Here is a 12,626-nt window from a genome sequence, read left to right on the forward strand (position 1 = left end):
TAAAAAATCCGCAATCTTGCGAGTTGCGGATTTTACTCATGCTGCGATGTGCTGAGTACTCAGCACGGTGATTTTACTTGGCCGATTTGGTAACCAGCCAGTCCATGACTTGCAGGGTAGCTTCGTGCAGGACGGCTTCCGGACGGTTGCCCAGCGATGCGCCGACGATGGATGGCGAGGTGATGTAACGACCATCGATCGCGATCATAGGTACGCCGTCAACCTTGTATGCGCCTTGCAGCTGGGTTGCGCGCTGTACTTTGGACTGGATGCCGAAGGAGTTGTAGGTTTCAGCGAATTTCTTCGTGTCTACACCTTGCTTGGCGATGAAGTCAGCGATTTGCTTGTCGGTGTCCAGCGGTTGACGCTCTACGTGGATGGCGCGAAATACTTTGCCGTGCAGGGAGTTAACCCAGCCGAGTGCTTCCAGCGTGTAGTAGAGCTTTTGTTGCGGTACGAAAGAGTCGCGGAAGGCAACTGGTACACGCTTGAAGTTGATTTTGTCGCCTTGCTTTTTCACCCATGCTTCGAGCGATGGTTCGAGCGCGCTGCAGTGCGGGCAGGAGTACCAGAAAAATTCGGTGACTTCGACTTTTTTGCCGCTGTCGACTTGCTGGGCTTTTTCCAGCGTACGGTAATCAGTGCCATTGACCGGAGCGGATGGCGAAGCGCCGGCGGTCGCGGCAAACAAACTCAGACTTGCGACAGCCAACAGGTGTTGAATAAAACGCATGTAAATCCCTTTCAGTTATTTGCCAATGCGCACCACTGCGACATCGACGCCGTTATCAGACAGCTTGCCACGCACTCGGTTCATTGTTTCCAATTGGCCGAATGGACCGATACGTACCCGGTGCAATGCACCGGTATCGGCTTGATAGGCAGAGACGCTTGCTTCGAAACCCAATAATGCCAGTTTTGCCTTCATGTTTTCTGCATCGGCGCGTTCACGGAAGGCGCCAGCCTGCAGATAGTAAATCCATTTTTCATCGCTTTCAGCCTTGGCTGCAGCTTCTACCTTGGCCTGGGCTTTTTCCTTGGCCAGTGTCGATTTGTCTACGACCGGAGCAGCAGGTGTGGTCGTTGCTGCCGGTGCGGCAGGAGCGGCCGGATCTGTCGTTTCTACAGGTTTAGGCTGCTTTTTACCGTACAGAGGTTTGTTCGGATCGGACAGGTCGTTGGTCGCTGGCGGCAGCTGTGTCGAACGTTCCGGCTGCGCGCCGGTTTTGTTGGTGAACGGCAGCGGCGTTTTGGAAATCATCAAGGCCACACCGACCGCAATACCCAAACCGATAATGAGGCCGAGGATGAGGCCGAGCAAGGTACCGCCAGCCTGTTTTTTTAAATCTTTAGTCATAAATATCCTGTTACATGCGCGCCGGTGCCGAAACACCGATCAGGGCTAGGCCGTTACGCAATACTTGTCGTGTTGCACTCATGAGGGCGATACGCGCCATCTTCAGTGCTTCATCATCTACCAATACACGTTCTGCATTGTAGTAGCTATGCAATTCGCCTGCTAAGTCGCGCAGGTAGAAAGCGACCTGGTGCGGGCCGAGTTCTTCCAGTGCTTTTTGCAGGGTTTCCGGATATTCGGCGAGCTTGGCCAGCAGCGCGGCTTCGCGCGGTGCGGTCAGCGGCGACAGATCCACATTCGTCAGGCTGGCTTCATCGCCGTCTGTCCATTGTGCGAGTACCGAGCAGATACGCGCATGGGCGTACTGCACGTAGTAGACCGGGTTTTCATCGCCTTGCGTCAATGCGATATCAACGTCGAATACGAATTCGGTATCGGCCTTGCGCGAGATGAGGAAGAAACGGACAGCGTCGCGACCACGGGTCAGGTCACGAACTTCGCCCTCTACCGTTTCACCATTCGACCATTCGATCAGGTCGCGCAGTGTGACGTAAGAACCAGCACGCTTGGAAATTTTGACTTCCTCGCCATTACGCATGACGGTCACCATTTTGTGCAGCACGTAGTCGGGATAGCCCTGAGGAATACCGATGTCGAGTGCCTGCAAGCCAGCGCGCACACGTGCGATGGTGCCGTGGTGGTCGCTGCCCTGGACGTTGATCGCTTGCGTAAAGCCGCGTTGCCATTTGACGGTGTGGTAGGCGACGTCCGGTACGAAGTAGGTATAGGTACCGTCGGATTTTTTCATTACGCGATCTTTGTCATCGCGGTAATCGGTAGTGCGCAACCACAGTGCGCCATCCTGTTCGTAGGTCTTGTCGGCCTTGATCAGCGCCTGCACGGTTTTTTCTACCTTGCCGTCAGCGTAGAGCGAGGACTCGAGGTAGTAGTTGTCGAACTTGACGCCGAAAGCCTGCAAGTCCAGATCCTGTTCGCGACGCAGATAGGTCACCGAGAACTGGCGTATCGATTCGATGTCGTTGATGTCGCCGCTGGCGGTGACCGGCTCGCCATTGCTGGCGGAGACTGTCTTCTTCGCCAGGAAGTCGTTTGCGATGTCCTGGATGTAGTCGCCGTTGTAGGCTGATTCCGGCCAGCCTTCGACACCCGGTTTCAAACCACGGCCGCGTGCCTGTACCGAAGTAGCCAGGGTCGCGATCTGCACACCGGCATCGTTGTAATAGAACTCGCGGGTAATGTCATAGCCTTGCGCCTGAAACAGCGAAGACAAGGCATCGCCCAATGCACCCTGGCGACCGTGGCCGACGTGCAGCGGACCGGTCGGGTTGGCGGAGACGAATTCGATGATGACTTTTTTGTTATTACCCAGATTGCTTTTGCCGAACTCGGCACCTTGCTGCAATACGGTTTTCACCACAGCCTGGCGCGACGCTGCGGTCAGGCGCAGGTTGATGAAACCCGGACCGGCGATGTCAGCCGATTCGATCAAGTCACGGTTGGCCGGATTATCGAGCAGGGCGGCGACCAGCGCCTGCGCTACTTCGCGTGGATTTTTCTTGAGCGGTTTGGCAATTTGCATCGCCAGGTTGCAGGCGACATCGCCGTGGCTGGGGTCGCGCGGACGTTCCAGCGTGATGTTCGGCTGCAAATCGGTACCGGCCACCAACGGTGCGACGGCGGCTTGGAAGAGTTCGGTGAGGCGTTGTTTTTGTGCTGCGAGCATGGAGTTGTTTCTGACGGTACAAGACCGAATATTGAATTGGAATAAACGTAGACGGAATTATACTGGCTAGCCAGCCCTCATCCGCCCATTTTGTCGCTGCAATACGTCCCTATGAAACGCGACATCTGGAAAGCCTGCGGCTCCCACGGCAAGCTGGAAAGACGCTGCTCAGCCAAAAAGATGTAAGTACACGCTATCAAGGTTTCGCCTGATTCTATTACAACATCGACATTTTGGCGGCGATATTCGCTGCCTTCAAACTGATCCAGCGCGGCCACGTCCTGCGGCGTCACATCATAGTAAATTACGCCTTGCACCACCGCATCCGCCTGCGCCACCATGCCGGGATAGGTGTCGTCGGCCAGCGCATAGCGGGCGTGATCGCTGAGCGTTGCTGTTGCCGAAAGGTAATTGCCGCGCACGACCCGCTGCCAGATTTCCGGAAACATCAGCGAGCCGTAGGTAAATATATGCATAGGGGCGAATAAGCAGGACAGTTAAGCGGGCAGGATATGCCGCCGACTTTCGACCAGATATTCTAAGGGAAGTGCCCTACTGCAGTGTGACAGCGGGAGAGAAATGAAACGGCAGGCCATACGGCTGATCCGCACGGCCTGCCTGGCCAACCAATTACTTAATGCTTAATGCGCGGACGGATCAGCCGCGATGGCGTCATGTTCATCCAGCACACCTTGCTGCGCCGCCACTTTACGCGCCAGCGCTTCCGCACTATCAACCAGGCGTTCGGTCGCCTCGCTCACCAGGTTCACATTGCCATACGCAATCGCTTCCGCCACCCCGGCGTGCAGCAAGGCCGTGACCGACAGGTAATCGAAGCTGTTGTAATGACAAAACCAGAAGCGCCGTGACAAGCCCTGGATGGAACGCAGGCTGTCGGTGAGGAATTCATTGCGTGCGCAGTTGAGGCACAGTTCATTGAACTCTTTATCGTTACGGATGAAGAGCATTTTGTCATTCGCCGCAGAAGCTCGGCGGAAGTTGTCACCCAGCAGCGCAAACTGGCGGCGCTGCTCAGGCGTGGCACGCCGCGCCGCATGCCGGAATACCAGCCGGTCTATTTCACGACGCACTTCCAGCAGGCGCAGCTGCGCGACCGGATCGACTTCGGTCACAAAGATGCCGCGCTTGGGCTTCACTACCAGTAAGTGTTCGAAGCACAGCTTGCGCACAGCCTCACGTACCGGTGTGCGGCCAAAGCCAGCGACATCGCTGAGAAAGGCTTCGTTTACATCGGTGCCCGGCTGGATTTCCATCGTGACGATGGCTTCCTCTATGCGCAGATAGGCGCGTTCAGACGAGCTCGCGACGGATGGTCGCGGCGAGGGTAAAGGTTGTCGGGTCGGCTTGAGTTCCGGCCCGATGGATACTGGTTTGACTGCAATACGGTTAGTCGCCATAAATATTTTTCTCTTTGTTTCTATGTTCAGGCTAGTCTGGTCTCCACCCATTTGACGATGCCGTCGAGGGTACGAAAATCTTCTGCCGAGCGCGCCTCCACCGTCGCGCCCAGTTCGTCGAACATGCGGCTCAGCGCGCGGCCGGGCCCCAGTTCCAGTACGACAGTGACGCCGCGTTCCAGCGTCGTCTCCATACAATCCTGCCAACGCACCGGCTCCGCGATCTGCGCCGACAAGGTATTCGCTATCGTCGCTTCCGCACCAGCGAGGCCATTGATGCCAGCCAGCACCGGCGCTGTCAGCGTGCGCGCAGGCACTGTCGTCAGCAAATGGCGGAAGGGTGGCACCGCCGCCCGCATCACCGAGGTATGCGAGGGTATCGCCACATCCAGCGCCTTGCACCAGTGACCGGCGGCTGTAATTTCCGCTGCTGCCGACTCAATATCGTCACGCACACCGCCGAGCACAAAGTGATCATCTGCATTGATGATTGCCAACTCAAGGTTGTAACATTTGCAGATGTCATCCAGCGCTGTCGCTGCCAGTCCTTTGACTGCCAGCATACCCGCATGAGCTGGTGCGACCTGATCCATCAGCAATGCACGCTGCGGCACCAACAAGCCCAGCTCCTTCACGTTCCACGCCCCGGCACAGCCATAGGCCGCCAGTTCACCCACGCTGTAACCGATGAATACTTCCGGTTGTGGCAAGCGTTCCTGCAATGCAGTCCAGGTCGCGATCTCGGCACCACAGATCAGCAATTGCGCGTTGCGGTTGCTGAATAAATTCTCACCGCTGGCAGCCAGCGCAACGACATCCACGCCAGTGGTTGCGGAATAGACTTTCAGCCAGTCGCGCGCTGCTTCCGATTGCAGCGCGAGATCGAACATCTTAGTATGCTGCGCACCCTGCCCCGGACACGCGATCGCCAGGCCGCTCATATCACCGCCGTCCGCTCAGTCAACGCTGCAATGAATAAAGTCGCTGCCAGCAAGTCGGCTGAACCACCCGGACTCAAACGACGCGCGACGAATACCTGATGGATGTGCTTCGCACGTTGCAACCAGTTCGCCGCGAACACGCCGCCTTCGGCCAGGAAGGAAATCGCTGAAGTGCGTGCATAGTGCAAACCATCGGCTCCGGCCCTATGCAATAGATTGGTATCTTCCAGCGCCGCCATGATGGCAAAGAAGGATTGGCAACGCGCAGCCACGGCATTGCCACCGGCCTGATGGATCGCCACCAGGGTTGGCAAACCTATCTTGAACACATGCGGAAAACCGGCCGCCGCTTCACCACGCGCACCACCGACCGCATATTTGCGGCACACCAGGTTGCCATGACTGGAACTCATATCCTTGCTGTCGGCCAGCTTGATGTCTGCACCCCAGCTATCGATCACAATTTGCGCAAGATCAGCATTAGGCAAAGCGGCGGCATCCGCCTTGCCTAATGCCGCGCACAACAAACCAAGATTGAAGATGGCACCGCGATGCGTGTTCACACCTGCAGTCGCACGCAACATGGTCGCTTCCGCCGCGATGCCTAGCCGCGTCAGTTCAGCGAAATCTGCATCGCGCGTACCCGCCTGATAAATCGCTGCGAAGTAATGGCGCAGGCTGAACAGGCTTTTGATAAAGGTGGCAGCCTGCATGTCATCGTGACTGCCGTTATCCGTTTTGCTGACCAGCCCCGGCTTCGGATACAGACACATCTCGTCATACAAGGCACGCACCGCCGCCCGCGCCACCTGTTGCGTGCGGAGTCTGTACACAGTGCTTGCGATCAATGCCATGCCGATTGCTTCCATACTGATTCCAGTGTTGCCAGTGCAACGCCTTCATTACTTTTGACCATGACCAGTCGTGTGTTCGCCAGCAACTCTTTCCAGGCGACGGCACGACCATCCGGGAAAATCATTTCACCATCGAGGCGCACGCGACCTTCTTTTTCCACCGCATCCAGCAAGCGCAAACCGGCATGCGCCTGCTCCAGCGTAGCCGGTGCCAGCAACAAATCGACATCCGAGTTGTCCGCTAGGTAGGGCGTACCGGTCACGCATTGCCAGGCCAGCGAACCATAGATACGCAAGGTCAGGCCTAGCTTAGCCGCATCCGTCTGCAGATGTATCAGCGTGTCATACCAGCCGGCTGGCAACGGTGTTTGCTGCAGCAGGGCTTCCGACAAAGTCATCGCATCACTCGCTTCGCGCACCACCGATGCCGGCACGCAAAATGCCAGTGAACGCTGGTCGGTGGTACGCGGCAGGCGCAAGCCCAGTTGCACCATATCGAGCCGGTCACCGGGTTGACGACTGCGCGCGACGAAGGGCAAGCCACGCGCCGCGTGCTGATGTATCGCAGCGGCCTGCACGCCATCCCGCACATGCATGCGTTCGGCGGCTTCCGGCCAGTTTAGCCAGACGCGTGAATGACGCTTGAATACGAAAGACGATGATTGCGGCGCGATCATGTCAGCCTCCGTCAGTATTCGCGCACCAGTTGCGCCACCCGTGCAGCACCGGTGCGGCCACCGCGACTGGCACCCAGGGCGCGCCGCTGGTCCAGTCGGTTCTTGCTGGAAAGCGCGTTCAGCAAACACTGATCCAGCGGACCTTCCCAGATTTCTTCGACGGCACCGAGTGCGACGAAGTTATGTGCGCCCGGACCAAGTATGGGTGAGGTACGGCACAAAGCTTCCAGCTCTTCCAGCGGCAACTTGGTGATGCGTGACATTGCAGGCAGCGCCATCACGCGTATCTGTGCACCGGGTACCGCATAGGTTTCATCTGCAATCATGCCGAGCGAGAGGAAACCGCCACTGACTGCTTCGCTATAGACCACGCTAAGCAACTGATGACCACGCGTACGCGCCACCGCGAAGCATTTCGCCAGGTGCGCGAGGAAAGGACTATTGCCCAATAATTCATCACGGCGCGACAACTGCTGTCCCTGCGTATCGACCAGCATCAGGATAGGCATGCGTGGCTGATCGTTCATGATGGCGATCACGGCCTCGGACAATTGCAGCGCGATATCAACACCAATAGCGGCGTGATCCAGCGTGCCTACCACCGCGACCATTACATCGCCTACACGACCCTGTCCGGTCAGCACCTGGCCACTGGCCGTGACCGTATGTCCTTGCGGGAACAACTGATCACATAATTCTTTCCACTCAAGCATGTTCTTCCCTCCGCACGTGTGCGCTCATTTCCAGGAACTCGGGTATCTCTGCCAGCGGCACATTCTTCGCATCGGCCACACCCAGCGCCTGCCAGATTTGCGTCGCATCGGCGCAATCAGAGAAACGCTGCATGCGATTCTTCAAGGCCGCGTGTTCCTGCGTGACGCTTTCCAGCGTGAGCGGGCGTGAAGCACCGAGCAGGCTAACAGCAGCATCACGGAACGCCGCGATGTCATCCGGCACGATCAGATCGGCATCTCCCATCAGGTAGCGATGCTTGCCACCCATGGTGCGCCACACCAGCGCGCGATCACGGGCGTCGAATTCTTCCACGCCTTTGGCAGCTTCTATGACTTCAGGGCCGGAGACAGAAAGACGACCTTCTTCCGAGATGATCATGTGATCACAGCATTTGGCGACGATGCCTATGCCGCCATAACAACCGTTGGAGCCGCCTATCATGACGATGACCGGAATACCGGCATGCCGGACTTCGAATACCGCGCGCTGGATTTCAGAGATCGCGATCAAACCTGCATTCGCTTCATGCAAACGCACGCCACCGGTATCGAGCAGCAGCAATACTGCAGCCGGACGCTGTTCTACTGCGCGCTCCAATATGCCGGTCAGCTTGGCACCGTGAATCTCACCGACCGAGCCACCCATGAAGGCCGGTTCCTGCGCAGCGATCAAGACTTTGGCACCACTCAGCAAACCGGAACCAATCACGATGCCATCGTCAAATGCGACCGGCTGCCCCAGCACTGGCAAGTGCGGACTGAAGTGACGTTCTGCAGGTGGCAGGATTTCTGCAAAACTGCCGGCATCCAGCAAGTCGGCAATACGCTGGCGTGCAGTGCGTTCGAGGAAACTTTTATGTGCGCCGCTCATGCGTTACCTCGGAATTCTTCGACTGCCTGCATCAGGCGCAGACTGACGACGGCCGGAGTTGCACCCGCATCGTTGATGGTAATGACGAGGTTGGCGAGGCGATAGCGTTCGGCGCAGGTGCGCGTAACAGCACGCCAGGTTTCATCGAAACCATGCACCGAGGTTTCGATCACGAACTTTACCTTGTCGTCGAGTTCTGCCGGTTCAAACAGCACTTCCAGATTGCCAGAGCCGACGACGCCGACCAGGCCGCTGCCTATGTTGCGATCAGGGTTGGCACAAGGGCCAACTTCAAATTCAAGTGTTTGCATGGGTGCCTACCAGTTTCTGAATCTGTTTGGTGGTTGATAGAGATTGCCTGACCATCTGACCAAATCCTTCATGGATTTGGCGGCCAGCAAATCGCGCGTCGCCAGTGATACATCGACGCCTATGTCTTCCGGCCGCTGGATCACGCCACGGTCGCGCAGATTGTCGACGACACGCTGGTCGCGCTTGAGGCCAACTGCAGTAAAGCCAGCCACACCACGTACTGCCTGCTCACGTTCCTGCGGGTTGCTGCATTTATGCAGATGCGCGATGCCTTCTTCAGTCACGATTTGTGTGACGTCGTCGCCATACACCATGACCGGTGGCAGTTCCAGCGAGAGGTCTTCCATCAGTTGCCATGCATCCAGCTTTTCTGTGAAAGTCGGGCTCATTTTTTCGCGGAAGGATTCGACCATCTGCACTACCAGCTTGCGACCGCGCGGCATGGTCGCACCGGTCGCCTGCGCCGCTTCCTGTCCCGCCTTCAGCCATGGATAGCTGACATGACGACGCGCCCGTGACTCGGAACCGAAGTTGGGTGCACCGCCGAAACCGGTGATGCGGTTGAGGGTGGCGGTCGAGCTATTGCCTTGCGTATCGACTTGCAGGGTCGAACCTATGAACAGATCCGAGTAGTGACCGGCGATCTGGCAAAACACGCGATTCGAACGCATGCTGCCATCCGGCCCGTTGAAGAAGACGTCAGGGCGCGCCCGCACATACTCTTCCATGCCGAGCTCGGAACCGGCGCAATGTATGCCTTTGACGAAGCCGGATTCAATCGCCGGGATCAGCGTAGGGCATGGGTTGACCGTCATGTAATTACAGATCTTGCCGCGCAGGCCGAGCGACTCAGCGTAAGTCGGCAGGATCAGCTCTATCGCAGCCGTGTCAAAACCGATGCCGTGGTTCAGGCGGGTAACGCCATACGGGGCGTACAAGCCCTTGATGACCATCATCGCCATCAGGATCTGGGTTTCAGTGATCTGTGCCGGATCGCGCGTGAAGATAGGTTCTATGTAATGCGGCTTCGGTGCCTGCACCACATACGAGACCCAGTCACCCGGTACGTCTACGCGCGGTACGGTGTCTACGATTTCGTTGACCTGCGCGATGATGATGCCGTTCTTGAAGGCAGTGCCTTCCGCGACTGCTGGCGTGTCTTCGGTATTCGGCCCCGTGTAGAGATTGCCGTTGGCATCTGCACTTTGCGCCGCGATCAATGACACGCGCGGCGTCAGATCCATGAAGTAGCGACCATACAACTCTAGGTAAGTATGGATCGCACCGACATTAATCTTGCCCGCCTTGATCAGGCGTGCGAGGCGCACACCCTGATCGCCGGAGTAGCAAAAGTCCAGACGTGACGCGACGCCACGTTCGAAGACATCCAAATGCGCAGCCAGTGCCAGGTTGGATTGGATGATGTGCAGGTCATGCACCAGATTCGCATCCATCTTGGACAAAGCCGTAGCAAGGAAGTCGGCATGCTTCTGATTGTTGCCTTCGACGCATACACGGTCACCGGATTCAATCACCGCATGCAGCAGGGCGGCGATGTTTTCGGCGGCGACTACTTTGCCGTTGGCGTGCGACGCACCGCGCTTGAGGCGCGCCGCAGTGTTACGGGCCAGCGTATCCCAGTGGAAGTCCGGCGACATTTTCATGCTGCCACCTCCACTGCTTTAGTACGCTTGCTGAAAATCCCCGAGATGACTGGCCACATCAGCGTAATCAATGCCAGCGTGGTGATGGAACCGACCAGGTAGTTGGACCAGAAGATTTCCATGCCGCCATGCGACAACAACATGGTTTGACGGAACGCGTCTTCTGCCTTGTCGCCCAGTACCATCGCCAGCACCAGCGGAGCCAGCGGGTAGTCGAGTTTCTTCAAGACATAACCAACAATGCCGAACACGACCATCAGCCAGACATCGAACATCGCACCGTGCACGGTGTAAGCACCGATCGCACACAGCAGGATGATGACAGGTGCAACTATGGTGAACGGTACTCGCAAGATGGCAGCGAAGAATGGCACGGTACTCAGCACCACGATCAGGCCGACGATATTACCGAGGTACATACTGGCAATCAGGCCCCAGACGAAATCCTTTTGCTCAACGAAGAGCATAGGGCCCGGTTGCAAACCCCACACCATCAGACCACCCAGCAAAACCGCAGCGGTAGCCGAACCCGGAATGCCGAGTGCCAGCATAGGCAGCAAGGCCGTCGTACCGGATGCATGTGCCGCTGTTTCCGGTGCGATCACACCTTCCAGGCTACCTTTACCGAAGTGCTCTTTCTCTTTCGAGAAGCGACGTGCGATGCCGTAGCCCATGAAGGAAGCAGCAGTTGCACCGCCAGGTGTCACACCCATCCATGCGCCGACCACGAAGCTGCGTACCAGCGATGCCCAGTAACGCGGCAGTTGACGCCAGGTTTGCAATACCACTTTCAGATTGATGCCGGCTTGCTTGCCACGGAAGGCCAGACCTTCTTCCATCGTCAGCAGGATTTCACCGATACCGAACAAGCCGATGACGACGATCAGGAAGTCGACACCGCGCAACAATTCGTCGAAACCGAAAGTCATGCGTAAGCCGCCGGTGATGGTGTCCATACCGATGGTGGCGAGACCGAAGCCCAGCATCATCACGAGTATGGTTTTGAATGGCGAACCACCGCCCATGCCAACGAAGCTGCAGAAAGTCAGCAAGTACACCGCAAAGAATTCCGGCGGACCGAATTTCAGTGCGAACGACGCCACCAGCGGTGCCAGGAAGGTAATCAGCATCACCGAGAAAAACGCACCTATGAAGGAACCGCTGAAAGCAGCCGTCAACGCTTCCCCGGCCTTGCCTTTCTGCGCCATCGGATAACCATCGAAGGTCGTCGCGACCGACCACGGCTCACCCGGGATGTTGAACAGGATGGAGGTAATCGCACCGCCGAACAAAGCGCCCCAGTACAGGCAGGACAAGAGGATGATGCCGGCGGTCGGCTCCATCGAGAATGTCAGTGGCAACAGGATCGCCACGCCGTTCGGCCCGCCCAGTCCCGGCAGTACGCCGATCAGGATGCCCAGCGTGACGCCTATGAACATCATTAAAATATGCTGTCCCGTAAGGGCGACAGAAAACCCATGCATCAAATAACCCAGCTCTTCCATGAATGTCTCCTTCTATGGATTTTTTTATTAGCGAGATTCAGTAGCCGAATGCCGCTTCAAGCGGGCCCTTGATCAACGGAACCATGAATTGAATTTCAAACAGCCAGAACACAACTGCTACCACCGACAAACCTACCGTCAGTGATTTCAACCAACTGTATTTACCTAGTACACGCATAAAGCCTGCGATGAGTGCCAGTGCCGCGATGTACATGCCGAGGAATTGCGCGATCGCGACAAAGCCGAGTATCGGTGCCAGCACTTGCAGTACTGGCTTGAGTTCACCACGTGTGACAAACGACGAAGCGTTAATCGCTTTGCTGCGGGTCGCGTTAAACATTACGACCGCAGCAGCGATGCACATGATGATGCCGATGCGGAACGGGAAGTAACCGGACTTCGGTCCGGCACTCCCCCAGCCTGCGCCCCGGTGGTAGCTGTCCCAGATCAGCAAACCACCGGCAATCATGAATGCCAGGGCGCAGGCGAACTCCGCCACACCGTGCTTGACTAAGACACGGTCTTCTTTTTGATTGCTATCCATGTTGC

14 protein-coding genes are annotated in these 12,626 nt (G+C 57.1%); all 14 read right to left on the minus strand.

Features of this window, described 5'->3' with window-relative positions:
* Positions 1 to 73: 73 nt before the first annotated feature.
* The 14 genes from IXC47_RS10415 to IXC47_RS10480 all read right to left on the minus strand — a co-directional run bounded on the left by IXC47_RS10415 (position 74) and on the right by IXC47_RS10480 (position 12,621).
* Entirely contained in the window at positions 74 to 733 is a 660-nt protein-coding gene (locus IXC47_RS10415; protein ID WP_195875596.1) for a thiol:disulfide interchange protein DsbA/DsbL, read from the minus strand.
* A gap of 15 nt (positions 734 to 748) precedes the next feature.
* Complete coding sequence (locus tag IXC47_RS10420) at positions 749 to 1,357, minus strand: SPOR domain-containing protein (protein ID WP_195875597.1); 609 nt, start codon at positions 1,355 to 1,357, stop codon at positions 749 to 751.
* A gap of 10 nt (positions 1,358 to 1,367) precedes the next feature.
* Positions 1,368 to 3,101, minus strand: a complete 1,734-nt coding sequence (argS, locus tag IXC47_RS10425) for an arginine--tRNA ligase (protein WP_195875598.1) — start codon at positions 3,099 to 3,101, stop codon at positions 1,368 to 1,370.
* Positions 3,102 to 3,178: 77 nt separating this feature from the next.
* Positions 3,179 to 3,577: a gamma-glutamylcyclotransferase family protein gene (locus IXC47_RS10430; protein WP_195875599.1), complete on the minus strand. Its 399-nt coding sequence runs from the start codon at positions 3,575 to 3,577 to the stop codon at positions 3,179 to 3,181.
* Positions 3,578 to 3,742: 165 nt separating this feature from the next.
* Positions 3,743 to 4,519: a GntR family transcriptional regulator gene (locus IXC47_RS10435; protein ID WP_195875600.1), complete on the minus strand. Its 777-nt coding sequence runs from the start codon at positions 4,517 to 4,519 to the stop codon at positions 3,743 to 3,745.
* Between the two features lie 26 nt (positions 4,520 to 4,545).
* On the minus strand, positions 4,546 to 5,460 hold the full coding sequence (locus IXC47_RS10440) for an ACP S-malonyltransferase (RefSeq protein WP_195875601.1): 915 nt from the start codon (positions 5,458 to 5,460) through the stop codon (positions 4,546 to 4,548).
* Positions 5,457 to 6,329: a triphosphoribosyl-dephospho-CoA synthase MdcB gene (gene mdcB / locus IXC47_RS10445; protein WP_230089499.1), complete on the minus strand. Its 873-nt coding sequence runs from the start codon at positions 6,327 to 6,329 to the stop codon at positions 5,457 to 5,459. Before mdcB ends, IXC47_RS10440 begins: the two co-directional genes overlap by 4 nt.
* Positions 6,305 to 6,991, minus strand: a complete 687-nt coding sequence (gene mdcG / locus IXC47_RS10450; protein ID WP_195875602.1) for a malonate decarboxylase holo-[acyl-carrier-protein] synthase — start codon at positions 6,989 to 6,991, stop codon at positions 6,305 to 6,307. The genes mdcB and mdcG overlap by 25 nt, the downstream gene beginning before the upstream one ends.
* Positions 6,992 to 7,002: 11 nt before the next feature.
* The gene (locus IXC47_RS10455) at positions 7,003 to 7,704 is read right to left on the minus strand and encodes a biotin-independent malonate decarboxylase subunit gamma (RefSeq protein WP_195875603.1); all 702 of its coding nucleotides are present in this window, start codon (positions 7,702 to 7,704) and stop codon (positions 7,003 to 7,005) included.
* On the minus strand, positions 7,697 to 8,596 hold the full coding sequence (locus IXC47_RS10460; RefSeq protein ID WP_195875604.1) for a biotin-independent malonate decarboxylase subunit beta: 900 nt from the start codon (positions 8,594 to 8,596) through the stop codon (positions 7,697 to 7,699). Before IXC47_RS10460 ends, IXC47_RS10455 begins: the two co-directional genes overlap by 8 nt.
* On the minus strand, positions 8,593 to 8,907 hold the full coding sequence (mdcC, locus tag IXC47_RS10465; RefSeq protein ID WP_175624315.1) for a malonate decarboxylase acyl carrier protein: 315 nt from the start codon (positions 8,905 to 8,907) through the stop codon (positions 8,593 to 8,595). Before mdcC ends, IXC47_RS10460 begins: the two co-directional genes overlap by 4 nt.
* Positions 8,908 to 8,913: 6 nt before the next feature.
* On the minus strand, positions 8,914 to 10,572 hold the full coding sequence (mdcA, locus tag IXC47_RS10470) for a malonate decarboxylase subunit alpha (RefSeq protein WP_370458588.1): 1,659 nt from the start codon (positions 10,570 to 10,572) through the stop codon (positions 8,914 to 8,916).
* Positions 10,569 to 12,077, minus strand: coding sequence for a tripartite tricarboxylate transporter permease (locus IXC47_RS10475; RefSeq protein ID WP_195875605.1), 1,509 nt, complete (start codon positions 12,075 to 12,077; stop codon positions 10,569 to 10,571). Before IXC47_RS10475 ends, mdcA begins: the two co-directional genes overlap by 4 nt.
* 37 nt (positions 12,078 to 12,114) lie before the next feature.
* Entirely contained in the window at positions 12,115 to 12,621 is a 507-nt protein-coding gene (locus IXC47_RS10480; RefSeq protein ID WP_195875606.1) for a tripartite tricarboxylate transporter TctB family protein, read from the minus strand.
* Positions 12,622 to 12,626 lie beyond the last annotated feature (5 nt).

This window comes from Herminiimonas contaminans (assembly GCF_015645465.1).
Classification (GTDB): Bacteria; Pseudomonadota; Gammaproteobacteria; order Burkholderiales; family Burkholderiaceae_D; genus Oxalicibacterium; species Oxalicibacterium contaminans.

Excerpts from the sequence above, each read along its gene's own strand:
- IXC47_RS10415 (WP_195875596.1), bottom strand. The coding sequence starts at position 733 with ATGCGTTTTATTCAACACCTGTTGGCTGTCGCAAGTCTGAGTTTGTTT.
- IXC47_RS10420 (WP_195875597.1), bottom strand. The coding sequence starts at position 1,357 with ATGACTAAAGATTTAAAAAAACAGGCTGGCGGTACCTTGCTCGGCCTC.
- argS (WP_195875598.1), bottom strand. The coding sequence starts at position 3,101 with ATGCTCGCAGCACAAAAACAACGCCTCACCGAACTCTTCCAAGCCGCC.
- IXC47_RS10430 (WP_195875599.1), bottom strand. The coding sequence starts at position 3,577 with ATGCATATATTTACCTACGGCTCGCTGATGTTTCCGGAAATCTGGCAG.
- IXC47_RS10435 (WP_195875600.1), bottom strand. The coding sequence starts at position 4,519 with ATGGCGACTAACCGTATTGCAGTCAAACCAGTATCCATCGGGCCGGAA.
- IXC47_RS10440 (WP_195875601.1), bottom strand. The coding sequence starts at position 5,460 with ATGAGCGGCCTGGCGATCGCGTGTCCGGGGCAGGGTGCGCAGCATACT.
- mdcB (WP_230089499.1), bottom strand. The coding sequence starts at position 6,329 with ATGGAAGCAATCGGCATGGCATTGATCGCAAGCACTGTGTACAGACTC.
- mdcG (WP_195875602.1), bottom strand. The coding sequence starts at position 6,991 with ATGATCGCGCCGCAATCATCGTCTTTCGTATTCAAGCGTCATTCACGC.
- IXC47_RS10455 (WP_195875603.1), bottom strand. The coding sequence starts at position 7,704 with ATGCTTGAGTGGAAAGAATTATGTGATCAGTTGTTCCCGCAAGGACAT.
- IXC47_RS10460 (WP_195875604.1), bottom strand. The coding sequence starts at position 8,596 with ATGAGCGGCGCACATAAAAGTTTCCTCGAACGCACTGCACGCCAGCGT.
- mdcC (WP_175624315.1), bottom strand. The coding sequence starts at position 8,907 with ATGCAAACACTTGAATTTGAAGTTGGCCCTTGTGCCAACCCTGATCGC.
- mdcA (WP_370458588.1), bottom strand. The coding sequence starts at position 10,572 with ATGAAAATGTCGCCGGACTTCCACTGGGATACGCTGGCCCGTAACACT.
- IXC47_RS10475 (WP_195875605.1), bottom strand. The coding sequence starts at position 12,077 with ATGGAAGAGCTGGGTTATTTGATGCATGGGTTTTCTGTCGCCCTTACG.
- IXC47_RS10480 (WP_195875606.1), bottom strand. The coding sequence starts at position 12,621 with ATGGATAGCAATCAAAAAGAAGACCGTGTCTTAGTCAAGCACGGTGTG.